Origin of the sequence: Streptomyces poonensis (genome assembly GCF_014650915.1) — a bacterium.
Lineage (GTDB): Bacteria > Actinomycetota > Actinomycetes > Streptomycetales > Streptomycetaceae > Streptomyces > Streptomyces poonensis.
Window position 1 is genome coordinate 1,464,165 of the sequence record NZ_BMVW01000001.1, and the last position, 24,769, is coordinate 1,488,933.

Annotated in this window: 28 protein-coding genes; 6 read left to right on the forward strand and 22 right to left on the reverse strand. The window is 71.9% G+C overall.

Features of this window, described 5'->3' with window-relative positions; genetic code table 11:
• Nucleotides 1–25: 25 nt before the first annotated feature.
• The 5 genes from IE242_RS06610 to IE242_RS06630 all read right to left on the reverse strand — a co-directional run bounded on the left by IE242_RS06610 (nucleotide 26) and on the right by IE242_RS06630 (nucleotide 5,580).
• A complete protein-coding gene (locus IE242_RS06610) occupies nucleotides 26–2,149 on the reverse strand; it encodes a HelD family protein (RefSeq protein WP_189856112.1) in 2,124 nt (707 codons plus the stop codon).
• Nucleotides 2,150–2,200: 51 nt separating this feature from the next.
• On the reverse strand, nucleotides 2,201–2,815 hold the full coding sequence (locus IE242_RS38540; RefSeq protein ID WP_189856114.1) for a TetR family transcriptional regulator: 615 nt from the start codon (nucleotides 2,813–2,815) through the stop codon (nucleotides 2,201–2,203).
• Between the two features lie 40 nt (nucleotides 2,816–2,855).
• The gene (locus tag IE242_RS06620) at nucleotides 2,856–3,605 is read right to left on the reverse strand and encodes an HAD family hydrolase (protein ID WP_229858265.1); all 750 of its coding nucleotides are present in this window, start codon (nucleotides 3,603–3,605) and stop codon (nucleotides 2,856–2,858) included.
• Between the two features lie 134 nt (nucleotides 3,606–3,739).
• On the reverse strand, nucleotides 3,740–4,615 hold the full coding sequence (locus tag IE242_RS06625; protein WP_189856118.1) for a GntR family transcriptional regulator: 876 nt from the start codon (nucleotides 4,613–4,615) through the stop codon (nucleotides 3,740–3,742).
• A gap of 83 nt (nucleotides 4,616–4,698) precedes the next feature.
• Entirely contained in the window at nucleotides 4,699–5,580 is an 882-nt protein-coding gene (locus IE242_RS06630) for a GntR family transcriptional regulator (protein ID WP_373299462.1), read from the reverse strand.
• 230 nt (nucleotides 5,581–5,810) lie between these two features.
• On the opposite strand from IE242_RS06630, the gene IE242_RS06635 reads away from it, so the two are divergent.
• A complete protein-coding gene (locus IE242_RS06635; RefSeq protein WP_189856122.1) occupies nucleotides 5,811–5,999 on the forward strand; it encodes a hypothetical protein in 189 nt (62 codons plus the stop codon).
• Between the two features lie 55 nt (nucleotides 6,000–6,054).
• Here IE242_RS06635 and IE242_RS06640 read toward each other — a convergent pair whose 3' ends face one another.
• The 3 genes from IE242_RS06640 to IE242_RS06650 all read right to left on the reverse strand — a co-directional run bounded on the left by IE242_RS06640 (nucleotide 6,055) and on the right by IE242_RS06650 (nucleotide 9,456).
• Nucleotides 6,055–6,963 (reverse strand): winged helix-turn-helix domain-containing protein, encoded by a 909-nt coding sequence (locus IE242_RS06640; RefSeq protein WP_189856124.1) that lies wholly within the window; start codon nucleotides 6,961–6,963, stop codon nucleotides 6,055–6,057.
• A 502-nt stretch (nucleotides 6,964–7,465) separates the two neighbouring features.
• Nucleotides 7,466–8,443, reverse strand: a complete 978-nt coding sequence (locus tag IE242_RS06645; RefSeq protein WP_189856126.1) for an asparaginase — start codon at nucleotides 8,441–8,443, stop codon at nucleotides 7,466–7,468.
• A 317-nt stretch (nucleotides 8,444–8,760) separates the two neighbouring features.
• A complete protein-coding gene (locus IE242_RS06650; protein WP_229858269.1) occupies nucleotides 8,761–9,456 on the reverse strand; it encodes an RsiG family protein in 696 nt (231 codons plus the stop codon).
• A gap of 293 nt (nucleotides 9,457–9,749) precedes the next feature.
• Here IE242_RS06650 and dtd point away from each other — a divergent pair, with 293 nt between their 5' ends.
• A complete protein-coding gene (dtd, locus tag IE242_RS06655) occupies nucleotides 9,750–10,175 on the forward strand; it encodes a D-aminoacyl-tRNA deacylase (protein WP_189856128.1) in 426 nt (141 codons plus the stop codon).
• A gap of 18 nt (nucleotides 10,176–10,193) precedes the next feature.
• Here the strand turns inward: dtd and ygfZ are convergent, their stop codons facing one another.
• The 6 genes from ygfZ to IE242_RS06685 all read right to left on the reverse strand — a co-directional run bounded on the left by ygfZ (nucleotide 10,194) and on the right by IE242_RS06685 (nucleotide 14,986).
• Nucleotides 10,194–11,159, reverse strand: coding sequence for a CAF17-like 4Fe-4S cluster assembly/insertion protein YgfZ (gene ygfZ / locus IE242_RS06660; RefSeq protein ID WP_189856130.1), 966 nt, complete (start codon nucleotides 11,157–11,159; stop codon nucleotides 10,194–10,196).
• A 10-nt stretch (nucleotides 11,160–11,169) separates the two neighbouring features.
• Nucleotides 11,170–11,607 (reverse strand): Fur family transcriptional regulator, encoded by a 438-nt coding sequence (locus IE242_RS06665; protein WP_189856132.1) that lies wholly within the window; start codon nucleotides 11,605–11,607, stop codon nucleotides 11,170–11,172.
• Nucleotides 11,608–11,693: 86 nt separating this feature from the next.
• Nucleotides 11,694–12,269, reverse strand: a complete 576-nt coding sequence (locus IE242_RS06670) for a heme-binding beta-barrel domain-containing protein (protein WP_189856134.1) — start codon at nucleotides 12,267–12,269, stop codon at nucleotides 11,694–11,696.
• Nucleotides 12,270–12,501: 232 nt separating this feature from the next.
• Complete coding sequence (locus IE242_RS06675; protein WP_189856137.1) at nucleotides 12,502–13,431, reverse strand: hypothetical protein; 930 nt, start codon at nucleotides 13,429–13,431, stop codon at nucleotides 12,502–12,504.
• Nucleotides 13,428–14,267, reverse strand: a complete 840-nt coding sequence (locus IE242_RS06680; protein ID WP_229858272.1) for a hypothetical protein — start codon at nucleotides 14,265–14,267, stop codon at nucleotides 13,428–13,430. Before IE242_RS06680 ends, IE242_RS06675 begins: the two co-directional genes overlap by 4 nt.
• Nucleotides 14,264–14,986, reverse strand: coding sequence for a hypothetical protein (locus tag IE242_RS06685; RefSeq protein ID WP_308436751.1), 723 nt, complete (start codon nucleotides 14,984–14,986; stop codon nucleotides 14,264–14,266). The genes IE242_RS06680 and IE242_RS06685 overlap by 4 nt, the downstream gene beginning before the upstream one ends.
• A 166-nt stretch (nucleotides 14,987–15,152) precedes the next feature.
• Between IE242_RS06685 and IE242_RS06690 the strand changes: the two genes are divergently transcribed.
• Nucleotides 15,153–15,515 (forward strand): DsrE family protein, encoded by a 363-nt coding sequence (locus tag IE242_RS06690; protein WP_189856139.1) that lies wholly within the window; start codon nucleotides 15,153–15,155, stop codon nucleotides 15,513–15,515.
• Nucleotides 15,516–15,556: 41 nt separating this feature from the next.
• Here IE242_RS06690 and IE242_RS06695 read toward each other — a convergent pair whose 3' ends face one another.
• The 8 genes from IE242_RS06695 to IE242_RS06725 all read right to left on the reverse strand — a co-directional run bounded on the left by IE242_RS06695 (nucleotide 15,557) and on the right by IE242_RS06725 (nucleotide 21,345).
• Nucleotides 15,557–15,856, reverse strand: a complete 300-nt coding sequence (locus tag IE242_RS06695; RefSeq protein WP_189856141.1) for a DUF3099 domain-containing protein — start codon at nucleotides 15,854–15,856, stop codon at nucleotides 15,557–15,559.
• 159 nt (nucleotides 15,857–16,015) lie between these two features.
• Entirely contained in the window at nucleotides 16,016–16,303 is a 288-nt protein-coding gene (locus IE242_RS06700) for a DUF1416 domain-containing protein (RefSeq protein ID WP_010351646.1), read from the reverse strand.
• A gap of 47 nt (nucleotides 16,304–16,350) precedes the next feature.
• The gene (locus tag IE242_RS06705; protein ID WP_189856143.1) at nucleotides 16,351–17,190 is read right to left on the reverse strand and encodes a sulfurtransferase; all 840 of its coding nucleotides are present in this window, start codon (nucleotides 17,188–17,190) and stop codon (nucleotides 16,351–16,353) included.
• Between the two features lie 151 nt (nucleotides 17,191–17,341).
• Complete coding sequence (locus IE242_RS39055) at nucleotides 17,342–17,425, reverse strand: putative leader peptide (protein WP_350807544.1); 84 nt, start codon at nucleotides 17,423–17,425, stop codon at nucleotides 17,342–17,344.
• A 230-nt stretch (nucleotides 17,426–17,655) separates the two neighbouring features.
• Entirely contained in the window at nucleotides 17,656–18,390 is a 735-nt protein-coding gene (locus tag IE242_RS06710) for an LmeA family phospholipid-binding protein (RefSeq protein WP_189856145.1), read from the reverse strand.
• Between the two features lie 205 nt (nucleotides 18,391–18,595).
• Entirely contained in the window at nucleotides 18,596–19,972 is a 1,377-nt protein-coding gene (locus IE242_RS06715; protein WP_189856146.1) for a hypothetical protein, read from the reverse strand.
• Nucleotides 19,973–19,980: 8 nt separating this feature from the next.
• Complete coding sequence (locus IE242_RS06720) at nucleotides 19,981–20,235, reverse strand: MoaD/ThiS family protein (RefSeq protein WP_189856149.1); 255 nt, start codon at nucleotides 20,233–20,235, stop codon at nucleotides 19,981–19,983.
• Nucleotides 20,236–20,385: 150 nt separating this feature from the next.
• Entirely contained in the window at nucleotides 20,386–21,345 is a 960-nt protein-coding gene (locus IE242_RS06725; protein WP_189856151.1) for an alpha/beta hydrolase, read from the reverse strand.
• 309 nt (nucleotides 21,346–21,654) lie between these two features.
• Between IE242_RS06725 and IE242_RS06730 the strand changes: the two genes are divergently transcribed.
• The 3 genes from IE242_RS06730 (at nucleotide 21,655) to IE242_RS06740 (ending at nucleotide 24,760) form a co-directional block, all read left to right on the forward strand.
• Nucleotides 21,655–22,443: a winged helix-turn-helix transcriptional regulator gene (locus IE242_RS06730; RefSeq protein WP_189856153.1), complete on the forward strand. Its 789-nt coding sequence runs from the start codon at nucleotides 21,655–21,657 to the stop codon at nucleotides 22,441–22,443.
• 113 nt (nucleotides 22,444–22,556) lie between these two features.
• Nucleotides 22,557–23,579: a LacI family DNA-binding transcriptional regulator gene (locus tag IE242_RS06735; RefSeq protein ID WP_189856155.1), complete on the forward strand. Its 1,023-nt coding sequence runs from the start codon at nucleotides 22,557–22,559 to the stop codon at nucleotides 23,577–23,579.
• Between the two features lie 113 nt (nucleotides 23,580–23,692).
• A complete protein-coding gene (locus IE242_RS06740; protein ID WP_189856157.1) occupies nucleotides 23,693–24,760 on the forward strand; it encodes a S1C family serine protease in 1,068 nt (355 codons plus the stop codon).
• Nucleotides 24,761–24,769 lie beyond the last annotated feature (9 nt).

Genomic DNA, 24,769 nt, shown 5'->3' on the forward strand with positions numbered 1-24,769 from the left:
GCCCGGGCGGCGGTGACGGCCCGCGTCACCGGTCAGCGGTGGCGAGCCCCGGGGGCAGCGGGCGCTCGTGGACCACGTCGAGGCGGGACACGGCCCGCGTCAGCACCACGTACAGCCGGGCGAGCCCCCGTGCCTCCGCCGCCGCGATCGCCGCCGGCTCCACGGCCACGACGTGGTCGTACTCGAGCCCCTTGGCCGCGCCCGCACCCAGCACCGTGACGCGGGTGCCGTGCGCGCCGGGCCCGTCCGGTCCGGCGTACGGGACGCCGGCCGCGTCGAGTGCCTTCCGCAGCCGTACGACGTCGGCGTCGGCGGCGATGACGCCGACGGACCCGGACCCGGCACCGTCCGCCAGCGCATCCCGCACGGCGTCGACGGCCATGGCGAGCAGGTCGTGGCCGTGCCGCAGCCGCACCTCGCCCCCCGGCCGCAGCGACCGGGCCTCCGGCACCCGGACGTCCAGGCGGTGGAGCAGCCGGTTGGACAGCCGTACGACGGCCGCCGGCACCCGGTAGCCGGTCGTCAGCGGGACGAACTCCGCGTCCGGTTTCCCCAGGTGTGCGAGGAGCGCGGGCCAGGAGCGGGCCGCCCACGGCGTCGTGCCCTGCGCGAGGTCGCCCAGCACGGTGAGCGAGCCGAAGGCGGCCCGGCGGGCGATCGCCCGGCACTCCATCGGGGAGAGGTCCTGGGCCTCGTCGACGACGACATGTCCGTACCCCTCCGGATGTTCGACGAGCCCCGCCACCTCGTCGAGGAGGACGAGATCGGCGGCCGACCAGCGCGCGGACCGGGGCGAGCGCGGCGGCCGGGTCCAGGACACGGCCTTCTGCTCGTCCGCGTCGAGCACCCCGTCCGCGGCCGTGGCCAGCGCCCCGGGGTCGCCGAGCAGCCCGGCGACCACTTCCTCCGGCCGTACGCGCGGCCATACGGCGTCGAGGTACGCACCGACCGGCCGCGACCGGGAGACGCGCCGCACCCAGGAGTCCGGCCGCGGGCCCGAGCGCCGCTCCGCCTGGAGCTGGACCAGCCGCACCACGCGCGTCCGCACCCGCTCGCGCCCGGTGCCGTACGGCGGTTCCTCCGCCCGTACGTCCTCGACGATCCGCCGCAGGTCGTCCTCGGGCACGCGCCAGCGGTACGACCCGTCCGGTACGACGAGGGGACCGGTGGGCGGTGCGATCCGCGCGTACAGGGCCCGGCGCAGCACCTCGGCCATCCGCGCGTCGTGCTTCAGCACGGCGGCCCGCTCGTCGTCCTCCCCGGTGACGGGGTGCCGGGCGATCTCGTCGAGCACGGTCGACTGCCGTACGCCGGTCTCGCCGAGGGCGGGCAGCACCTCCGCGATGTAGGAGAGGAACATGCGGTTCGGGCCGAGGACGAGCAGTCCGTCGCGGCGGATGCGCTGTGGGTGGGTGTAGAGCAGATACGCGGCGCGGTGCAGGCCGACGGCCGTCTTGCCGGTGCCGGGGGCGCCCTGCACACACAGGGAGACGGTGAGGTCCGCACGGACGAGGTCGTCCTGCTCGGGCTGGATGGTGGCCGCGATGTCCCGCATGGGGCCGATGCGGGGACGTTCGATCTCGGCGGTGAGGATACGGCTGCCGGGTTCCGGTCCGCCCGGTCCGCCCGGTGTCAGGCACTCGCCCGTCAGGTGCTCGTCCTCCAGACCGGTGAGGTCGGCCGAGTCGCTTCGGCTGCCCGGGGCCCAGCCGAAGCGGCGGCGTACGGCGACGCCCTGCGGGTCGCGGGCGCTCGCCTGGTAGAAGGCGCGGGAGACCGGGGCGCGCCAGTCGACGACGAGGGGCGGGGCGGCCGCGTCCCGGGTGATGCGCCGACGGCCGATGTGGTAGCTCATGCCGGCGTGCCGGGAGCTCGCAGGGGAGGCTGAGGCGAAGTCGAGCCGGCCGAAGAACAGCGGGCCTTCGGGGGACTCCCGCAGCTCCTTGGCCCAGCTGCGCAGCCAGTAGCCGAGCACCTCGGCGTCGGCGCCGGAGGCGGCCGCGTCCTCGCCGATGACGACCTGTTCCCGGGCCCGGCCGACCATGGCGGCGAGTGCGTCCCGGCAGGTGTCGTGGTAGGCGCGTTCCTCGGTGAGGGCCTGCTGGAGGCTGCCTTGCCGGGGGCGGGATGCAGGGTCGGGTGACGTCATTCCGTCGAGCGTACAGGAATAACGTAACCAGGTTACTTTTTTTACCGAGTCTTACAGGATTCCGGCTTTCCCCAGCCGCCCGAACGCCCGCTCGGCCGCCACCACGGCGTCCTTCTCCACGTCCTCCAGCCGCTCGCCCCGCTCCACCCGCCGCCAGTTCTCCTGGGCGAGCACCCGCCGCACGGCGACGATCTGCCCGGCCGCCACCCGTGCGTCGAGATCACCGCCGAGCGTGCCGGCGAGCGCGGCCTCGGACCGCTCCAGATGGGCGTACAGCCGCGCGACCAGGGACGGCGTCCCGTACAGCAGCCGGTGGTAGGCGAGCACGTCCGGGTCGCCGTTCAGCCCGGTGACGGGGTCCCGGCGCGCGAGCCCGTCCAGGAAGTGCGCCAGCAGGGCGGCCACGGGCGACTGTCCCTCCGGGCGTTCCGCGACGACCCGCGCGGCCTCCCCCTCGTGGTCGGCGAGCCGGTGCAGCACGAGGTCCTCCTTGGCCGGGAAGTACCGGAAGAGGGTCGGCTTGGAGATCTCGGCGGCGGCGGCCACCTCGGCGACGGACACGGCGTCGAAGCCCCTCTCGACGAAGAGCCCGATGGCGATGTCGGACACCACCTGGTACATCCGCTGCTTCTTGCGTTCACGCAGGCCGATTTCCGTGGTGCTCATGACCCCGAGCGTATGCGGCCTCGTCAGCCTCCCGGCACCGTCAGCCCTCCCGTACCGCCCGCAGCAGCACGTCCAGCGAACTCACCAGATGCCGCCGCGGCACGCCCGCCTCCAGCAGCCGCCGTTCCCCGCGCTCGTTCGGGGCGTAGCCGACGAACGCCGTGCCCGCTTCCCGGGCGGCGGCGAAGTCGGCCGGCGTGTCACCGATCACCAGCGATGTCCCGGCGGCCGCGCCCAGGGCGTTCAGGGCCCGGCGCACGGCGTGCGGGTGGGGGCCGGGAAGCCGGAGGTCCGGGACAGGGGTACGGCCGTAGACGTGCGGCGCGAAGCACCCCGTGAGCCCCCGGCTGTCCAGGTACGACAGCACCGGGCGGTCGGAGGTGTCCGTCGCTATGGCCAGCCGGGCGCCCAGCGCCGTCCAGGTGCGGACGAGGACGTCCGCGTACGGGGTGGGCCACGCCCTCGGCACCTCCGCCAGTTCCTGCCGGGTGAGCCGTTCCTCCAGCTCGGCCACCAGGTCGCTGCCGGGGTGGCGGCCCGCCACGGCGCTCAGGACGAGGTACGGGTCCGGGTGACCGCGGTCCTCCTCCATGAGGAGCCCGTGCAGTCCGTGCTCCCTGAGCCACTCCGCCCGGTCCCTGGCGACACGTTCCGCCGAGCTCCCCGGGAAGAGGAAACAGACCGGGCCGTCGAAGTCGAACACCACGTGCCGCGCCCGGGCCACCAGCTGCCGCAGGTGCCGGAGATCCTCGGTCCTGTCCGCTGCCGGCCCGCTCTCGGTCGTATCCACCGCCGGGCCGGTCCCGGTCGCATTCACCGCCGGGCCGGTCCCGGTCGTGTCCACCGCCGGACCGGTCCCGATCGTTCCCGTCGGTCCCGCCGTTCCCGTATCGATCGTTCTGGTCTCATTCGCTTCGGAATCCACTAGGTGAGTGTCGATTCCCGAGCGATCGTTGCCCAGAGGGCGTCGAACCATTTCCGCGACTGTTCCACGAACGCGGCGTCCCGTCCGCCCGCGTCCCGTTCGAAGCGGAACAGCAGCGACTGCTTGCCCCAAGCGTCGTACACCTCGATCTCACCGCCCGGGAGCTGCTTGGTGTGCCGGGCGACCTGGTAGTGGCCGAGCAGTGCCTCCCGGTCGTTCAGCACGAAGAGCTTCACCGGCGGGGTGAACGGCAGCAGGCGGAAGGAGACACGGGCGTCGATGCCGCTCTCGGCGCGGATCCGCCGCATGGTCAGATCGAGGACCCGGGCCTGCGACGTGCGCTGCGCGGCGAGGGACCGGCGGATCTCCGCCGTCTTCCCCTCGTCCCCGTCGACCGGTACGGGAAAGGCCGGTGCGAGGCCGGGGTCGGGCAGCAGGCACCGCATCTCGATGGACTCGGGCCGCAGCCGCCCCGCCTGGGTGTGCAGCCGCACGGCGTGCATCGCCTCCATGAGCGTCTCCGCCGTGAAACAGACGGCGTCGATCCGCGCGTGCGCGGCCGCGCACGCCTTCCTCAGGTGCTCGGAGAGCATCACGGTCGCCGGCTGCGGCTCCGCCGGGCCGCGGTCCGGCGCGGCGATCTCCGGCGGCCTGCCGCGGGAGACGTTGCTGAGCAGGCCGTCCCGCTGCAGGAGGCGCAGCGCCTGCCGTACGGCACCGCGCTCGACCCCGTACCGCTCCGCGAGTTCGGCCTGGGTGGGCAGCCGCTCGCCGGTCTTCAGCTCGCCCGTCCGGATCCGCTCCCGCAGGGCGTCGGCGATCTCGCGCGGGGACCGCCTCCCGCTGCCGTTCACTTCCACGTACTCCTGAGTCATGACCTGGCTCCGGACCTGGTGCTGGTACTGGTGCTGCCAACTTCTGTCAGCTTGGGCCGGTTGGCCGCCAACTCAGCCGGCCCCTAGGAGAGCGTCAGGTCCGTGGTGATCGTCTCCCAGAGGGCGTCGAACCATTTCCGGGCCTCGTCCACGAACGCGGCGTCCCTCTCCCCGGCCCGCCGGGCGAAGGAGAAGAGCAGGGACGTGGGCCCGAGGGCGTCGTACATCTCCAGTGTCCCGGTCTCCGTCTCCTCCTCGCGCCGCGTCAGCATGTAGTACGCGAACAGCGCCTCCGCGTCGTTGAGCAGGTACAGCTTCACCGGCGGGGTGAAGGGCAGCGCGCGGAACGTCACCCGGACGTCGATGCCGTGGGACGAACGCAGGGACAGCAGGTTGTGCCGGAGCACCTGGCCCTGGGCGTTGCGCTGGGCGAGCCAGCGCCGGTGCACCGGATCGTCCTCCTCCGCGCGGCCCTCCACCGGCACGGGGAACGCCAGGTCGATGTCCCGTGACGGCAGCAGGACACGGACGTCGACGGACTCGGGACGCAGCCTGCCCTCGTGGATCAGGCGGACCGGCTCGCCGAGCGCCAGCATCAGGGTCTCGGCCGTGAGGCAGGCCGCGTCGATACGGACGTGCGGTGCGGCGAACGCCTCGGTGAGGCGCGGCGCCAGCCCCACCGGCGTCGGCTGCGGCTCGCTCCTGGCCGGGGTCGGTGGCGCGATCCGCGGCGGGCTGCCCTTGCTCACATTGCTGAGCAGCCCGTCCTCCTGCAGCGCGCGCAGGGCCTGCCGGACGGCCCCCCGCTCCACGCCGAACTCCTCGGCGAGCTCGGCCTGGGTCGGCAGGCGGTCCCCGGCCCTGAGCGTGCCGGTGCGTATGCGGTCGCGCAGGACATCGGCGATCTCCTGGGGCGAGCGCCTCCGACGGCCGTTCACTGCGACGTTCTCCTGGGTCACGGCCAAAACGGTACAACCCCCATCCATCTCCGAGGACTTGTCGGAAAGTTGTTTTCAACCTACGACCAAGTGGGCACAACATCCATAGAGTTGGTCGCCAACTTCACTGAGTTGGCGGACGGTTCGCTCCCTCCCCCAGCCGGTTGGCAGCATCGGAACGGCCGTAAATGGCAGGTCCGTACCGGAGCTTCCCCCTCCCGCGCCGCTCCGCCTCACACCTCGAAGGAGGAACCACCATGCCCGTCCTGGCACTCATCGCCGCCGTCCTCCTCATCGGCGTCGAACAACTCATCGAGTGGCGGTACGGCCCGATGGGCATCGTCGGCCTGCTGCTCCTCACCATCGGGCTGAAGGCCAGAAGCCCCCTGTGCAGCTCCACCGGAGCCGTCGTCCTCGCCCTGGTGGTGGCCGGACCGGCGCTGTGAGCCACGGGGACGGTGCGCGAGCCGTACGGACGACCGAACAGCGTCCGGGAGGCGGTCAGTCCGTGAGCAGCAGCTCCGTGCTGATCGTCTCCCACAGTGCGTCGAACCACCGCTGCGACTGTTCCACGAAGGTCGTGTCCCGCAGGGCCGCCCCCTGCTCGAAGGCGAACAGCATCGACTGGGTGCCCTCGGTGTCATAGGTCTCCAGGGACTCGCTGTCCACCTCCTGCTCCCGCCGCTGCACGGTGTAGTACGCGAACAGCGCCTCGGAGCCGTTGAGCAGGTACAGCTTGACCGGTGGGGTGAAGGGAAGCGCGCGGAAGGAGACATGGACGTCGATGCCGTGGGTCGCGCGCAGGGTCAGCAGATTGTGCCGGAGCACCTGTCCCTGGGCGTTGCGCTGGGCGAGCCAGCGGCGCTGCAGCCGGCGGTCGGCCGAGGGGTCCACCGAGGTCGGGAACGCGAGGTCGATGTCGCGGCTGGGCAGCAGGACCCGGACGTCGACCCTGGCCGGTTCTATGCGCCCCGCGTGAATCTCGCGCAACGGCTCACCCATGGCGAGCGTCAGCGAGACGGACGTCAGGCAGAGGGCGTCGATCCGCACGTGCCGCGCGGCGAAGGCGGCGGAGATGCGGGGGGCGAGCGCCACCGTCGTGGGCTGCGGAGGGGCTTCGGGGCCGATCAGCGTCTCGCCCAGGTTCGACGCCACGGTGGCCGGGCTGCCCTTGGACACGTTGGTGAGCAGACGCTCGGACTGCAGAATGCGCAGCGCCTGCCGTACGGCGCCCCGCTCGACGCCGAACTCGTCGGCCAGCTTGGCCTGCGTGGGCATGCGCTGCCCCGGCTGCAGTTCTCCGGACCTGATCCGGTGGCGCAGCTCGTCGGCCACCTCACGGTGGGATCTCTGTGGCCGTTGTGCCCTCTTCCGCCCATTGACGGCGGTGCTTTCCGGCTCCACGGCCAAACAGTACAACTTCGCGCCATCTTTGGGCAGTTCATGGGAAGGTGGTTATGAGACGACTCCAAGAGGAGATAAGTATGGTGGAGTTGGTCACCAACTTCAGCAACATGGTCAAGCTTACGAGGGGTTGGTGACCGCCGGTCACCACGGATCGCTGAGGGTGACCCCGTCGACCGGATGGGCACCGCCGGGCCGGCCGGTCGGACTCCCCACGCAAGGGGGGTCGGGAGCCCGACCGGCCCCACCGCACAGTCACAACCGCATACGGTGACAACTTCACACACCACAACCGAATACGGAGCCGTACAACTGCATACGGGGAGCCTGCACAAACGCACCACCGCATCACTGCGGCCACATCGACTCGCACGGAAGGAGCGCGGCTCTACGCATCAGGGCGTCGCCCATGGGGGCGGCGCCCCAGCGCTGTTCCCGCGGCCCGCACCCGACCACGCGCTCGGCCACGCGCTCGGCCACACGCCCAGCTACGCGCCCGGCCACGCCCTCAGAACGTCGCCCTGATCTCCCCGACCTCGCGGCCCCCGCCCAGCAGCGGCGCGCTCGCGATGCGGGAGACCACCGGGCCCTCCACGCCCAGCAGCGCGAGGGCACGGCCGAGGATCGGGCCCAGGGCCCGCAGCCCGCCGTCGTCGACCTTGAGCGCCAGTGCCCGGCCGTCCGGCAGCGCGACCGCCTGGACGGCTTCCGCGCCCATCTTGGACAACGCGCCCGGCACCTCGCTCATCAGCCAGGTGTCGTGCCGACGGGTACCGGCGACGTACTCGGGGTGGGCCCGCATGGCGTCCGCGACCCGTCGTTCGGCGGAGCCGGGGGCCGCGAGGACGAAGGAACGGAAGGCGCGGGCGAGCCCGGCCAGGCTGATCGCCATCAGAGGCGCACCGCACCCGTCCGTACCCACCGCCGCGACCGGTTCGCCCGCCGCCTCCTCGACCACCGTGTGGATCAGCCGCTGGAGGGGGTGGTCCGGGTCCAGGTAGGACTCGGTCGGCCAGTCCCTCAGCACACAGGCCGCGAGCATCGCCGCGTGCTTGCCGGAGCAGTTCATGGTGACCCGGTCGCGCACCGCGCCCGAGGCCAGGTACGTCTCCGCCTCCTGCGCGTCCAGCGGCAGGTCCGGCGGGCACTGCAGCTGTGCCGGGGTGAGCCCCTGCTCGGCGAGCATCTTCTGCACGAGGTCCCGGTGGAACGGCTCCCCGGAGTGGCTCGCGGCGGCCAGCGCGAGGCGCTCCCCGGCGAGATCGAGTCCGGCCCGCAGGATCCCCGCCGCCTGCATCGGCTTGTTGGCGGACCGGGGGAAGACGGGCGCCGCCACGTCCCCGAGCGCGAGCTCCACCGACCCGTCGGCGCCCAGCAGCACCAGGCTTCCCCGATGACGTCCCTCGACGAATCCGGAACGTACGACTTCGGCGAGCACGGGAGGTGCGGGGGATATGACAGGGGGTGTGTCAGGTGCGACGGTCATCGACGGCTGGCCTTCCGGAACGGGGACCTGCTCCCGGGCCCCGGCCGGGGTTCTCCCGTCCGGCACCCGGTGACGGTGACCGCGATTCCGGGCCCCGGCACCACCGGAACCGCCAGGCTGCCGTACCCGGCACCACCAGAGCCGCGAGGCTTCCGTACCCGGCACCACTGGAGTCACCAGGCTGCCGTACCCGGCACCACCGGAACCGCCAGGCTTCCGCGGCCGGCGCACCCGGTGCCCGGCACCCGTGCCCGGGCACCAGGCCCGGGGCGGCCTCCGTCGCCCCGGCCGGCCACGCTCCTCGCGGAGCGCCCGTGTCACATGAGCAGGTCGTCTACTTGTGCTTCCCCTTCACGGTACCTGCGGGCGATCTCCGCACTGCAATCGTCGGCCGTGCGCTGGAGGTGCTGCCGCCGGCGGGAGATCTGCCGCTCGTAGCGGGCGAGCCGGACCAGGCCCGCGGCCAGTTCCTCGTCCGTACGGGCCTTGAGGTCGGAGAGCTCCACCTCGCCGAGCATCTCGGCGGCCAGGGCCCGGTACTCCTCGCGACGCGGTGTGCCGACCGTCACATGGCGGACGGAGGACCGCTGGCGGGCGGGCGCGTCCTTGAGGATCTCCGGGAGCCGGTCGACCAGGCCCAGGGGCGCCGCCGTGCCCCCGCGCCGGGCCTGTTCCGCGCGCAGGATGTCGATCCGCCCCTGGAGCAGCCGCCGCACATAGCTGAGATCGGCCTCGTCCCGCTGGGCGTCCCGCCGCATCACCCGCAGCTCGGACAGCCGGAGCACCGCCAGGCCGGGGCGCGGGGGGCCGGAGTCGGGCGGCGCTGCGGCGGGTGCCGAGCGCGGGGGCGTACTGTCCGTGCGCTGCGCGGGCGGACGAGGCGCCCCCGCGGCGGCCCACTCCGCAGCCCACTCCGCGGCCCACACCCCGGTGCTCACTCCCGCGCCTCCGCTTCCGTCCGTACCCGCACCCGCGTCCGTACGCGCGCTCGCACCCGCACTCGATGTGCTCATACCGTCGTCCACCGTCCCCTCGACCGGCGCGGTCCGCCCCACGCACGCACCGCAACACCCCGCATGGTGCCACCAGAAGTGCACGCTATGTGACCGAGTGCCCTTGATCGGCCCAGATGGCCGGTTAAGGATCATTAAGAACGACCATCCTCTCTGTGCACCGGAAACACGCACGGCGAAACGATTACGCTGGGTGCGCGCCGGTCGCCGCACCGGCCGCCGGCCCCGCTTCCGCCCGCTCCCGCCCTTCCCCCCGAACGGATGAAGCCGCGTCGCACGGCATCATGGTCCCCATGCGAGCGGTGGTGCAGAGGGTGGACGGCGCGAGCGTCGTCGTCGACGGCGAGACGGTCGGGGAGATCCAGGGCGAGGGGCTGTGCGTCCTCGTCGGCGTGACCCACGAGGACACCAAGGAGAAGGCGGACCGGCTGGCGCGCAAGCTCTGGTCGGTGCGCATGCTCCACGACGAGAAGTCGTGCAGCGACATCGACGCGCCCCTGCTGGTCATCAGCCAGTTCACGCTCTACGGCGACGCCCGCAAGGGCCGCCGCCCCACCTGGAACGCCGCAGCGCCCGGCGATGTCGCCGAGCCGCTCGTGGACGAGGTGGTCGCTCGGCTCCGCGCCCTGGGCGCGACAGTGGCGACGGGCCGGTTCGGCGCGCACATGCGTGTCTCGCTGACGAACGACGGCCCGTTCACGGTGCTGATCGAGGTCTGACCACCCCGGCCGCAGCCCCTACGGCTCGACGACGACCTCCTGCGCCGCCGCCGTGTCCCCCGCCAGCAGCCGCGCGTCCAGCGGAACATTCCGCTTGACCAGCGCCAGCGCGACCGGGCCGAGCTCGTGGTGGCGTACGGAGGTGGTGATGAAGCCGATCTTCCGGCCCTCTCCCCCGTCCTCCGCGACGCGGATCTCGGTGCCGGCCGCGGGCAGGTGGACCTCGCTGCCGTCCAGGTGCAGGAAGACCAGGCGGCGCGGGGGCTTGCCCAAATTCTGCACGCGGGCCACGGTCTCCTGGCCGCGGTAGCAGCCCTTCTGGAGGTGCACCGCGGTGCCGATCCAGCCCAGCTCGTGGGGGATGGTCCGGTGGTCGGTCTCGAAGCCGAGGCGGGGCCGGTGGTGCTCGACGCGCAGGGCCTCGTAGGCGAGCAGCCCGGCGGCCGGGCCGGCCTTCGCCGCGTACGACTCGAGGTCCGCGCGCGGCAGGAACAGATCACGGCCGTACGGCGTCTCGCGGACGACGACGCCCTCCGGGACCTCGGCGATGGACCCGGCCGGCAGGTGCACGACCGCGACATCGTCCGTACGGTCCGCCACGTCGACCCGGTAGAAGAACTTCATCGACTCCAGGTACGCGATCAGCGCGTCCTGTGTGCCGGGCTCCACATGGGCCCAGACCGTCTCCCCGTCGTCGACGAGGTACAGCGCGTGCTCGATGTGGCCGTTGGCGGACAGCACGAGCGCCTCGGTGGCCTGGTGTGCCGGCAGGTCGCTGACGTGCTGGGTGAGCAGCAGATGCAGCCAGCTGAGCCGGTCCTCGCCGGTGACGGTCACGACCCCCCGGTGGGAGAGGTCCACGAATCCGGTGCCGTCGGCGAGGGAGCGCTGCTCGCGGAACAGATCGCCGTAGTGGGCGGCGACGCCTTCGTCCACGCCCTCGGCGGGGACGGCGCCGGGCAGGGACAGCAGAGGGCTCTTCATGGGGCCAAGCCTACGACTTGGTAGTTGAAGCCTTGAGCGAGCAACTCTCGCATCGGCCGAAGATCGCGAAGTGCTTCATGTCCGTGTCGAAGCCGAAGGTCTCGCGGAGCTTGGCCGTGAACTCGGCCGCCACCTCGACGTCCGCCTCGATCACGTTCGTGCAGTCGCGGCAGACGAGATGGAGATGCTGGTGCCGGGCGGCGAGATGGTAGGTGGGCGCCCCGTGCCCGAGGTGGGCGTGCGAGACGAGCCCGAGTTCCTCCAGCAGTTCCAGCGTGCGGTACACGGTGGAAATGTTGACCCCCGACGCCGTCTTCCTCACTTCGCCGAGGATGTCGTCGGGGGTCGCGTGCTCCAGGGTCTCCACGGCTTCGAGCACGAGTTGCCGCTGCGGGGTCAGCCGGTAGCCGCGCTGCCGCAGATCACTCTTCCAGTCGGTGCTCACCACACAGAAAGTCTAGGACCAGTTGCGTGGGGACCGGCAGAGGAAGTCGGCGGAAAGACCTTCGGGTCCGGCTGCCGGGCCTGCTCGGCCTACTTGAAGAAGGCGATCCCGTCGTCCGGCATGTCGTCCGGCAGGGCCTTCGCCCAGCGCTCGACGTCCTCGGGCGTGACGACCTTCTTCAGGTGGGCCGACATGTAGGGGCGCAGCTCGACCTCGGGGGTCTGCTTCTCGCCGACCCACATGAGGTCGCTCTTCACATACCCGTAGAGGCGCTTGCCGCCGCTGTACGGGCCCGAGGCGGCCGTCCGGGCCACCGCGTCCGTGACCAGGTCGATCTGCGGCTTCTTGTCGGCCATCTCGCCGTACCAGACCTCGACGACGCCGTCGTCGCGGACCATCGTGACCTCGACCTTGCGGTCGGCGTCGATGCGCCAGAAACCGGACTCGGACTCCAGCGGACGGACCTTGTTGCCGTCGTTGTCCAGCACCCAGGTGTGGGAGTGGTACTCCAGGAAGTCCCGGCCGTCGTGGGTGAAGCTGACCTCCTGGCCGAAGTTGCACTTCTCGGCGCCGGGGAAGTCGTGCACGCCCGCGCCGGCCCAGTTCCCGAGCAGGAAGGCGAGCGGAACCAGGTCCTTGTGCAGGTCGGACGGGATCTCGATCATGAGCGGCTCAGCAGTCTCGTACGGTGTCGGGCGGGGGTCAGCGCTGGCCCTGGTACAGCTTCTTCACGGCCAGCCCGGTGAAGGCGAGAACGCCGACGCAGACCAGGACCAGCAGGGCTGAGAAGAAGATCTCCACGGGGTGCTCCTCGGTTGAGCGGGGTGTAGCTGTACGTGTACAAGGCCGGGCCCCAGCTTACGCGGCAGGGGCCCGGCTTTCCTCGTGAGGTGGGACTCAGCCCAGCAGCTGGCTCTGGAGCACCACCGTCTGCTGGAACGGGACGGCCTTCGCGTCCCCCTTCCGGGACTGGACGACGACCGCGATCGTGTCGCCGGCCGACAGATACGCCTGCCGGACGTGCTCACCGCCGTACGGCTTCGCCTCGTCGTACGCGGTCCGGGTCACGTCCTGGACCACGGCGTCGGGGGAGAATCCCTCGTCGAGCACCACCTCGGGGGCACCGCGCAGCCCGTGGTCGGGTGCTCTGGGGCCGGTGAGCCCGTCGAACACCACGTCGGCCACCGCGCCCGTCCCGAACTGCAGCAGGTAGATCCGCGTGCGGGTGCCGTCCTGCGTGGTCCAGCCGCGGGCGGCGATGTGCCGCAGGGCGTGATCGGTGAGCAGCTGCCCGATCTCCTCGCGGTCCTCCTTCTCCGCGTACTCCGCCAGGAGCTCCTTCGTCGCCAGCCAGCCGTCCGTACCGCGCAGCGCCTTGTCCTCCACGGCGCCCTCGGGTGCCGGCAGCACGAGTTCGCGCAGGTCGGCGTGGTGGGCGCCCGCCGCGTTGCCGTCGGCGAAGGGGGCGGGGCTACCGGCGGGCAGCGGGGGGAGGGTGATCTCCGGGTACGCCCAGCGGCCGTCCGGCTCGGTGGCGAGGCCCGGGACGTCGGTGCGTTCCCGGTCCGCGATGCCGTACGCCGTCGCCGTACCGACCGCCGCGAAGACCAGGGCGGCGGCGGTCCAGCGGAGGACGGCGCGCAGGACGCGGCGGTCCTTCGCGGGGGGCGGGGCGGGGGCCGGAGCCGGGGACGGAGCCGGATCCGGTGTGCTCGGGTCGAGGAGTGCGGGCGCAGTCGGCGGCGCGGTCGGCGGCGTGGTCGGCGGCGCGGTCGGCGGCTCGGGCGGGGCCGTGGGCTGCCGGGGCCCGGTGTGCTGGTCGGTCATGCCGCCTCTCCCGTCTCGCCGATGCGGTCCAGCTGGGTGCGCAGGAGCGCGGCGACTTCCTCGGCGTCCAGCGGCTTCGCGCCGGCGGCGCTCACGGTGACCAGGACGTCTCCCCGGTAGGCCGAACAGAACACCGAGTCGAGCTCCGCCTCGGAGTCCTTGGGCGGCAGGAAGCAGCGGGCGTCCTCGTACTCCTTGACCTTCGGGCCCTCGCGGAGAACACCGAGGGCGTCGAAGAACTCGCTCTGGAAGGCCGCGATGTTCCGGGCGGCCGCCTTGTCCATCCGGGCCAGCACGACGCTCGCGGTGAAGACCTTCTCCGGGGCGGTGAAGTAGCCGTCCGCCGTGCTGAGGTAACTGCGCATCGCCATGCCCTCGACCCGCTGCCGGTCGATCTGCCGCTCCAGCAGCTTCCGCTGGGTACGGGGCAGATCCCGGAGGGACTCCTTGCGCAGGGCGGTGGCCTCGGCACCGCTGAGCTCGGTGTCCGAGCCGAACTCGCCGAGGTCCGGGCCGCGACGCCAGGTGTCACCGTCGTACGGCACGAGGTCGCCGGCCAGCCCGCCGGTCTCGCCGCGGTGCGGGTCGTCCGCCTTCGTCGTCTTCGGGAACTCCCACCGGGGGGCGCCCGCGGACCGGTCGGCGTCCCGCACGGTGACGGCCGTGTAGCCGGTACCGGCGACGACGGCACCGGCCAGGAGCAGGGAACCGGCGATCACGGCGACACGGCGCCGGCGTGCGGCCTTCTCCGGGGCGGCCTGCGCCGGCGTCGGGGGCATCCCACCGAGCCCGGACCCGGGCGCGGGCGCAGGTACGGAGGTGTCGTTGTCGGTCACAGCCGCTCCATCTGCCGCTTGGCCAGGTCCATGATCGTCGACTGGGAGAGGGGCTTCGTGTCGGAGACCCAGACATGTACGGCGATGTCACCGCGCCAGGCGTGCGCCTCGGCGGAATAGACCGGCTTGTAGCCGGGCTCGGTCTCGGGCCGTGTGTGGACGTACGCCATGCCGTCGCCCGTGCCGGGTATGGGCCGGCTGTCGGTGCCGTCCTCCTCCTCGGCCCAGTAGCAGGCCGACTCGGCGACTTCCCGCGCGGCGAGGGACTCCTCCTGGTGGTACTGCGCCAAGCGGATCTCGACGGTGCGCTCGCCGACCGTCCAGCCGGTATCGGTCGCGCGGCGGAACTCGTCCTGGACGAGGTCGCCGAAGGCGCCCCGCGGCGAATCGTAGAAGTCCGCGTACTCGGCGAGGTCCAGCCACCCGTCATCGTCCGCCCACTCGGCCTCCCGCGCCCCGTGCGGCTTCTTCAGCAGCAGCTCGCGCAGGTCGCCGTCCGTCCTCACCCTGCGGTCCTGCGCGGCCGGCAACGACTCCGGCCCCTCGCCCCGGGCCTGCGTCAGCACCGGCTGCGAGAGCGGCGGCAGCTCGGTGGGCTCGCGGTCGGCCTGGATCAGGTACCCGGCACAGGTTCCGGCGAGTATCCCGAGCACAGCGGCACCGGTGACGATCAGGGCCGTACGGCCGCGCCGGCGCCGCGTGGGCCCGGCCGGCGGCACAGCCGGTCCAGGCGCTTCGGCCGCTTCCGGCACTTGCGAGACATCCAAGGCTTCCCCCACGGAACCAGAGGCACGGACTCCGTGTCCGCGCACGCGCACAGGAGACTCATGGCCTACACATGGAGTTGCCTTCGGAGTTGATCACGATTCGGACTACCATTCCGGCATGGCGAAGAAGCTCGTGATCAAGGTGACGGCCGGGGCCGACGCTCCTGAGCGCTGCTCCCAGGCGTTCACCGTCGCGGCCGTGGCCGTGGCCAGCGGTGTGGACGTGTCGCTCTGGCTGACCGGCGAGTCATCCTGGTTCGCCCTTCCGGGCCGTGCCGCCGAGTTCGAACTGCCGCACGCGGCCCCGCTGCCCGATCTGCTCGACTCGATCATGTCCGCCGGCCGCATCACCCTGTGCACGCAGTGCGCGGCCCGCCGCGACATCACCGAGGAGGACGTCATCCAGGGCGTCCGCATCGCCGGCGCCCAGGTGTTCGTGCAGGAGGCCATGGCGGACGGGACGCAGGCGCTCGTGTACTGAGGGACCTCGCGTACTGAGGGACCTCGCGTACTGAGGAACAGCTAGCGAGGACGCTTCTTGCCGTCCAGTTCGTCCCACCACTCGTCGGACTTCGGGTCGCCATGGGGGTCCCCCCTGCTCGAGCGAAGCCGAGAGCTTGGGGGAGGGTCGTCCCACCAGCGGTCGTCGGGGCCGCGGGCGTTGGCGACGATGGCGGCCAGCGGCGGGATGACCATGGCCACGACACACATGCCCACGGCCACGGGGACCGACCACAGCCGCACGACGCTCCAGGCCAGGACGAAGAGCACCACGCAGGTGCCCATCATGGCGAAGTACACGCGACGCCGGCGGGCGAGCATGGCTCCAGCGTAGGCCCGGCGGCGGGCGCTGTCAGGGTGCGAGGGACCGGTGTGCGCGGGACCGAGCGCACGGGGCCGCGCGCACGCCGAAGGGCCGCACCACCCCGGGTTGTCCCCGTGGGGTGCGGCCCTTGAGCCGTCAGGTGCCGTCGCGTGCCGTCAGACGGCGATCGCGACCTCGGCCAGGCCGCCCTGCTGGGCGACGACGGTACGGTCCGCGGTGGCGCCGGGCACGAGGGCGCGCACGGTCCAGGTGCCCTCGGCCGCGTAGAAGCGGAACTGTCCCGTCGCCGAGGTGGGGACCTCGGCGGTGAACTCGCCGGTCGAGTCCAGCAGCCGGACGTAGCCGGTCACCGGCTCGCCGTCGCGGGTCACCTGACCCTGGATGGTGGTCTCACCGGGCTTGATCGTCGAGGCGTCCGGGCCGCCGGCCTTCGCTCCACACATGTGCTTCTCCAGAGGTTCCGAGCGTTCCGAGCAGGGGGGATGGTTGCTTACTTGGCGGGGCCGAGCTCGATCGGCACGCCGACGAGGGAGCCGTACTCGGTCCAGGAGCCGTCGTAGTTCTTGACGTTCTCCACGCCGAGCAGCTCGTGCAGCACGAACCAGGTCAGCGCGGAGCGCTCACCGATGCGGCAGTAGGCGATGGTGTCCTTGGACAGGTCGACCTGCTCGTCCTCGTAGAGGGCCTTGAGCTCCTCGTCGGACTTGAAGGTGCCGTCGTCGTTGGCGTTCTTCGACCACGGGATGTTGCGGGCGGACGGCACGTGGCCGGCGCGCTGCGACTGCTCCTGCGGCAGGTGGGCCGGGGCGAGCAGCTTGCCCGAGAACTCGTCGGGGGAGCGGACGTCGACCAGGTTCTGGGCGCCGATGGCCGCCACGACGTCGTCGCGGAAGGCACGGATCGAGGTGTTCTGCGCCTTGGCCTTGTACTCGGTGGCGGCGCGCTCGGGCACCTCCTCGACCAGCTCGCGGGCGTCCAGCTCCCACTTCTTGCGGCCGCCGTCGAGGAGCTTGACGCTCTCGTGGCCGTAGAGCTTGAAGTACCAGTACGCGTAGGAGGCGAACCAGTTGTTGTTGCCGCCGTAGAGGATCACCAGGCTGTCGTTGGCGATGCCCTTGGCCGACAGGAGCTTCTCGAAGCCCTCCTGGTCGACGAAGTCGCGGCGGACCGGGTCCTGGAGGTCCTTCGTCCAGTCGAGCTTGATCGCGTTCTTGATGTGGTTCTTGTCGTACGCGGTGGTGTCCTCGTCCACCTCGACGACGACGACGTTCTCGTCGTCCAGGTGGTCCTGCAGCCAATCGGCGTCGACCAGGACGTCGCTGCGGCTCATGCTCTTCTCCTCCGGGGCAGTTGCGGCGGGGCTGTGCGTGACTAGAGAGGGGAGTGCGCGGTCGAACCTCGGCGGCTATGCGGCGCACGGGCGGCCCTGAACTGGGATGACTCGGGTCCAGGGCCCGGGAATCGGGAGCCGGCGCTCCCGCTCAGACGGCGCGACAGAGCATGGCGGCGACGCGGCACAGGTCTACTGCCCGCCGCTTCGTGAGATCCGCCTGTCGCTGCTTCATGCGCTCGATCGTAAGGACGGACAGGCGGGCATGTCACCGACGTGTCGCATACTGAGACAAGACCATCCGGCATGTGGAAAAGGCCGGGCACCCGAAAGGGACTCTCCCCGCATTCGGTCGCGGGCTCCGGTCGGCACATCTGCGGTACGGACAGCCGCGTCTCGCCTGACGGACAGACGGACAGCCGGGCAGCCGGACGCCGGACAGTCGGCCCCGCCCGATGAGGCGTCCTACCCGGCGAGCTTGATGTCCGAACCCTTGACCGTGATCTTCACGCCGTCCGCGGCGCCCTCGACCTTGTCGAGCGCGATGCCACCGGGAAGCCGGTCGACGGCCTGCTGGAAGTCGGTGATCGAGCGGATCGCGGTCTCGGTGAGGTTCACGCCCAGGTCGGGCAGGGAGTCGGCACGCAGCCGGACGGTGTCGCCCTCGACGGCGACCGAGCTGAGCACGGAGACCGGGCGGGGCAGGTCGACCCCGAGGACGGTGGCGTCGATCTCGATCTTGATCTTGCCGTTGCCGCCGTCGGAGAGACCGGCCACGCGGGCCGTCACCCCGGAGGCGATCTGGGTGGGCTCCGACTTGGCGGCCTTGAGCAGCTCGTCGTACGGGATGGTGGCGGTGCCGGTCGCGGAGCGCGCGGTGGCCGAGCTGAAGTCCCCGGAGAACTCGACGCCGCGCATGTCGGCCTTCAGACCGGTGATGCGGATGGTGGAGTCGCCGGAACCGGTGGACGCCTCGTAGTCCGGGATGCCGACCTCGACGTCGTCCAGCTCACCGCTCGCGACCTGGGTCAGGAAGGGGAAGCCCTTGATGGACACGTCCGGCGCCTCGGCCAGGCCCTCGGTCGTCCGCAGCCGGTCGGCGGCCTGGTCCTCCGCGAAGCCGACCGCGACCCGGTCGGCTACCACGAAGAGACCGCCGAGGATGACGGCGACGACGATCAGTATTCGCAGTGCGCGCATGTCCGCTTGTCCTTGCTTCCGCCCGAATCCCCGCCCGCCGGTCGTCGGCGACCCGAGTGAACGACCGGCGTGCGGCCTGAGTGGCCGCTGCACGCGACCCTAGTCCGGCGGGACGGGCGGCACGGCGCCTTCCGGGCAGTTGTCGATCAGCTGTGACGATCGAGCGCGACGGCCCGGAAAAGCCACACGGCCGAGGAAGGCGCGCCTACCCCAGTGCGCGGCCCAGCAGGTACACCGCGGGGGCCGCCGCCGTCAGGGGCAGGGCCACGCCCGCCGTGAAGTGCACGAACCGCGACGGGTAGTCGTAGCTGGCGACGCGGTGGCCGATCAGCGCGCAGACGGCCGCGGCCAGGCCGACGAAGGCACCGTGCGTGCCCAGGTCGGCCAGTGAGCCCACCGCGATCCCGCCGCCCGCACCGGCCAGCAGCGCCACGACCACCGAGGCCGCCGTGGGCAGCGGCAGCGCACGGGCCAGGATCACCACGGCCACCGCCGCCGCGCCCGCCGTCACCGCGTCCGGGTCGGCCGCCAGATGTCCGGCCGCGACGATCGACAGGGCCGCCGACGCGACCGTCGCCGTCAGGCCGTACATGCGCTCGTCGGGGTCGGCGTGGCTGCGCAGCTGGAGGACGAGCGTCAGCAGGACCCAGACGCCGAGGGTGCCGAGGATGGCGGCCGGCGCGTGCTCCCGGCCGACCGCGAACAGGGCCACGTCGGCGGTCAGCGCACCGGCGAAGGCCAGCACGATGCCCTGCCGGGCGGGCCACATGCCGTTGAGCCGGAACCAGCCGGCCGCGGTCACCGCCTGGAGGATCACCAGCGGCACGACCAGGGCGAACTCGCCGATCGCCGCTGTCACGGAGAGCAGGATCCCGAGGACGGCGGTGAGCAGCGCGGGCTGCATCCCGGGCTCGATGATCGGCGACCGGCCCTCGGCGCGGGCGCGCTGGGCATCGGTGATCCGGGAATTGCCGGTGACGGTAGGGGGGCCGTAGCCGGGTCCCTGCTCCTCCTGGGAGGCGGGCTCCGGCTCGGGCGCGGGTGCCGGGGTGGGGATGGGTGCGAACTGGGCCTGGGCTTGCGCCTGGGCCTGGGCTTGCGCCTGGGCCTGGGCTTGGGCCTGAGCTTGTCCCTGCGGTCGCGGCTGCGCGTGCGGCTGGCCGTGTGTGTGCGGCCGGCCGTACGCCTGCGGCTGGACATGACCCTGCGGCTGGGCGGCGTACTGCTGCCACTGCTGGGGCTGAGGCTGGCCCTGATGCGGCTGCTGCGGGTGCTGCGGGTGCTGCGGGTGCTGCGGCTGATGGGGGACGGCGTGCGGCGTGCCGTAGGCCTGGTGCTGTGGCTGCCCGTATCCCTGCTGGGAGGGCAGGTAGGCCGTCTCCGTCACGTCCGCCGCGGGGACCGGCGGCTGCATCTGGGTCTCCCAGGTCTGGCCCGCCCACTGCTGGGTGTACTGCTGGTCGTGCGCCTCGGCGTACTGCCACTCGGGCTGCCCGGGCTGGGCGGGCTGAGCGGGCTGAGCCGACTGCTGCCGGTACGGGTCGTACCCCTCGTAGGAGGAGCCGTAGGGCTGGTTGCTCATGGTCTGGTTCACCCTCCTGCGAACGGCGGGAGCACCTCGACCGTGCCGCCCTCGGCCAGCCGTACCGTCTCATGTCCACGGGTGCCCACGGGATCACCGTCGACGAGGAACGAGCATCGCCGCAGCACGCGGACCAGTTCGCCCGGGTGTCGCTCACGGGCCGCGGCCAGCGCCTCGGCGAGCGTGTCCGCCTCGTACGGCTCCTCGGCGGTCCCGGCGGCGGCCTTGGCTGCGGCCCAGTACCGCACCGTGCCCTTTGCCATCTCGTCCCTCAATCTTCGTGACGCACACCAGTGTTGGTGCACGCTGTGAACACCGTCAGGCTAGCCGCCCGCACTCCACCAGGAGGCCGCGGGACCGAACGCCCACCGAACACCGTACGAAAGCCGTACGAAAGCCACCCGAAAGCACGGTCAGAGCCGCAGGTCGCGCTCCTGCGAGCGTCCCCGCGGACGCTGCCGCGGGACGGTCGCCGCCGCCCATCGTCCGATGCGGTCCAGCAGCTCGTCGTCCGCCGCGTTCTCCGCGTGGCCCATTCCCCGCTCCAGCCACAGCTCGGCGTGGCCGCCGGACGCCTCGGCCAGCATGCGCGGGTGGTCCAGCGGGAAGTACGCGTCCCGGTCGCCGTGCACGACGAGGAGCGGGGTGGGAGCGATCAGCGGCACCGACTCGACCGGGGACGACGGGACCGGGTCCCAGTCGCGGTGGTGGATGCGGGTGCGGAAGCCGTAGCGGCCGACCAGGCGGCCCGCCGGCCGGGTCACCAGCCAGTGCAGCCGCCGCATGGGCGCGGTGCCGCGGTAGTACCAGCGGGCCGGCGCACTGACCGACACCACCGCGTCGGTGTGCGCGTTCCGGTACGCATCCACGCGTGCATCCGTGCGCCCCCCGTGCTCCGTGCCGCGGCCCTCGCCGTGCTTCCCGTCCGCGTGCAGCGCCGCGTGCCGCAGCACCACCGACCCGCCCATGGAGAAGCCGACGGTGACCACGCGCGCGTGCCCGAGCTCCCGCGCCCACGCGACCGCGGCCGCCAGGTCGAGCACCTCCCGGTCGCCCACGGTCGAGCGGCCGCCCGACGCCCCGTGGCCGCGGAAGGAGAAGGTGACGACGGCCCCGTACCGGGCGAGGGCCCGCGCCACGCGCCGTACGTGCGGCCGCTGAAGATCACCCGTGAAGCCGTGCGCGACCACGAAGACCGGGTGACGTGAGAGGGGCGTTCCGGCTTCGTATACGACGCCGCCCGGCTCGTATACGGCATCGATCGTCACACCGTCGAACGTACGAAGAAGCCTCCTCAGGGGCGTGCGCCCGCCCCTTTCGGAGTGCGTGACGACGGGCGACCGCGTCATATGACCTGCCGGACCAGTGCTCATGTGGGCTATTCTGCTGGGCGAAGGACTCGGGCAGCGTTGCCTCCGGGTCCTTTTGTGCTTTCGGGAGCGTTGTATACGACACGGGAAACCGCAGGTGTACGGGGCCTCGGATCGCATACGCGGAGCCCTGGGCGCGGGATCCGCACCGTACGAAGCAGTGCCGCAGACTCCCCCACCGCCCTGAGGACGTGGGAGTGCCCCCATCGCAGGGACCGAGGAGGAACCGAACGTTATGGGCGAGCGAACCGTGCACGAACCGACGACGACCCAGATGCTCGAGCGGGGCCGGAAGCACGAGGGAGGCGCGCGATGAGCTCTCTGCTGCTGCTGACCAACGCACTCCAGCCGTCGACGGAGGTGCTCCCCGCCCTCGGCCTGCTCCTGCACAACGTACGCGTGGCCCCCGCGGAGGGCCCCGCCCTGGTCGACACCCCCGGTGCCGACGTCATCCTCATCGACGGGCGCCGTGACCTCCCGCAGGTCCGCAGCCTGTGCCAGCTGCTGCGCTCGACCGGTCCCGGCTGTCCGCTCGTCCTCGTCGTCACGGAGGGCGGTCTCGCGGCCGTCACCGCCGACTGGGGCATCGACGACGTCCTGCTGGACACCGCGGGTCCCGCCGAGGTCGAGGCCCGGCTGCGGCTCGCCATGGGCCGCCAGCAGATCGTCAACGACGACTCGCCGATGGAGATCCGCAACGGCGACCTGTCGGTGGACGAGGCGACGTACAGCGCCAAGCTCAAGGGCCGGGTGCTCGACCTGACCTTCAAGGAGTTCGAGCTCCTGAAGTACCTCGCCCAGCACCCGGGCCGCGTCTTCACCCGCGCGCAGCTGCTGCAGGAGGTCTGGGGCTACGACTACTTCGGCGGTACGCGCACCGTCGACGTGCACGTACGGCGGCTGCGGGCCAAGCTCGGCCCCGAGCACGAGTCGCTGATCGGCACCGTCCGCAACGTCGGCTACCGGTTCGTGACCCCGGAGAAGGTGGAGCGCGCCGCCGAGGAGGCCAAGGCCAAGACGCCCCGGAAGCAGCCGGAGAAGGCCGAGGACGCCGACGGGACGGCGCCCGCGGACGCCGCCGGGGTGGGCGCGGAGGCCTGACCCTCGCGCCGGGGAGCGGTCGGGGACCGGTCCCGCGCATGGAGCGGAACCGGTTCCGTACCAGCAACCGGTACGCCCTGCCCCGTGCCTTTCAATCCGCGTAGACTCCGCGCGTGGCCAAGGTGACTCGGGACGATGTGGCACGGCTGGCGGGGACCTCCACCGCCGTCGTCAGCTACGTCATCAACAATGGACCCCGGCCGGTCGCCCCGGCCACGCGCGAGCGCGTCCAAGCCGCGATCAAGGAGCTGGGGTACCGGCCCGACCGGGTGGCCCAGGCCATGGCGTCGCGGCGGACCGAGCTCATAGGCCTGATCGTGCCGGACGCCCGCCAGCCCTTCTTCGGGGAGATGGCCCACGCGGTCGAACAGGCGGCCGCCGAGCGCGGCAAGATGGTCCTCGTCGGCAACTCCGACTACGTCGCCGAGCGCGAGGTCCACTATCTGCGGGCCTTCCTCGGGATGCGGGTGTCCGGCCTGATCCTCGTCAGCCACGCCCTGAACGACAACGCCGCCGCCGAGATAGACGCCTGGGACGCGCGCGTGGTGCTGCTGCACGAGCGGCCCGAGGCGATCGACGACGTCGCGGTGGTCACGGACGACATCGGCGGCGCCCAGCTCGCGGTGCGCCATCTGCTGGAGCACGGGCACCCGTACGTGGCCTGCCTGGGCGGTGTCGCGGAGACCCCGCTGGTCGGCGACCCCGTCTCCGACCACGTCGAGGGCTGGCGGCGCGCGATGCAGGAGGCGCGGATCCCCACGGAGGGGCGCCTGTTCGAGGCGCCGTACAACCGCTACGACGCATACCAGGTCGCCCTGGAGCTGCTGGCCGGGCCGCACCGCCCGCCCGCGATCTTCTGCTCCACCGACGACCAGGCGATCGGCGTGCTGCGCGCCGCGCGCGAGCTGCGGATCGAGGTGCCGGAGGAGCTGGCGGTCGCCGGCTTCGACGACGTGAAGGAGGCCGCGCTGACGGATCCGCCGCTGACGACGGTCGCGACGGACCGTACGGCGATGGCCCGGGCGGCGGTGGATCTGGTGCTCGACGACGGGCTGCGGGTCGCGGGATCGCGGCGGGAGCGGGTGAAGCTGTTCCCGTCGCGGCTGGTGGTGCGGCGGTCGTGCGGGTGCCGGTAGCTCAGCTCGTACGTGACTGAGCCGTCCGTCTTTATATCGGGCGAACGAGGTTCTGCCGGGCTTCTCAGCCGACGCTCAGGGAGCTCTCATGGACGGGCGAGAGGCTCATGGACATGACCGAGAGCAGCTTCCGCCGCAACGGCGAGTACGAGCCCGAGTACCCCCAGAGTCACGGACAGCACGCCTACACTCCCGTCACTCCCGTCAACCCGGAGTGGCCGCCCCCGCCGGCGTACGAGCCGGAGGCGGCGCGGGTCATGCAGGAGGCCGCTCCGGTACAGGAACCCGCGCCCGCCCCCAAGAAGCGCGCCCGCGGCCCGGTCGCCCTGCTGGCCGCCGTGGCGATCGTCGCCGCGGCCATCGGGGGCGGCACCGCGTACGGCATCCAGGAGCTGACCGGCAACGACACGGTCGCCGCCAGTTCCTCCACCAGCACCAGCGTGGTCCCGACCAGCGAGAAGGGCACCGTCGCCGGGGTCGCCAAGGCGGTCAGCCCGAGCATCGTGGAGATCAGCGCCTCCTCGAACGCCGGTGAGTCCACCGGTTCCGGCGTGATCATCACCAGCGACGGCGAGATCATCACCAATAACCACGTGATCTCCGGCGCCTCGCAGATCAAGGTGTCGACCAGCGACGGCAAGGAGTACAGCGCCCAGGTCGTCGGCACCGACAGCGCGAAGGACCTGGCGCTGATCAAGCTGGACAACGCCTCCGGCCTCACGACGGCCACCCTCGGCAACTCGGCGAACGTCCAGGTCGGCGACGAGGTGGTGGCGATCGGCTCCCCCGAGGGCCTGACCGGCACCGTCACCAGCGGCATCGTGTCCGCCCTGGACCGGGACGTCACCGTCTCCACGGACGAGAGCCAGGGGCAGCAGCAACAGCAGCAGGGCGGCGGCTGGCCGTTCGAGTTCGGCGGGCAGCAGTTCAACGGCGACACCGGCTCCTCGACGACCACGTACAAGGCGCTCCAGACCGACGCCTCGCTCAACCCGGGCAACTCCGGCGGCGCCCTGATCGACATGAACGGCAACATCGTCGGCATCAACTCGGCGATGTACTCGGCGAGCGACGCGACGTCCTCGTCCAGCGCGGGCAGCGTCGGCCTCGGCTTCGCCATCCCGATCAACACCGTCAAGGCGGACCTGGAGACCCTGCGGGCGGGCGGCTCCGACAGCTGAGCCGGACGT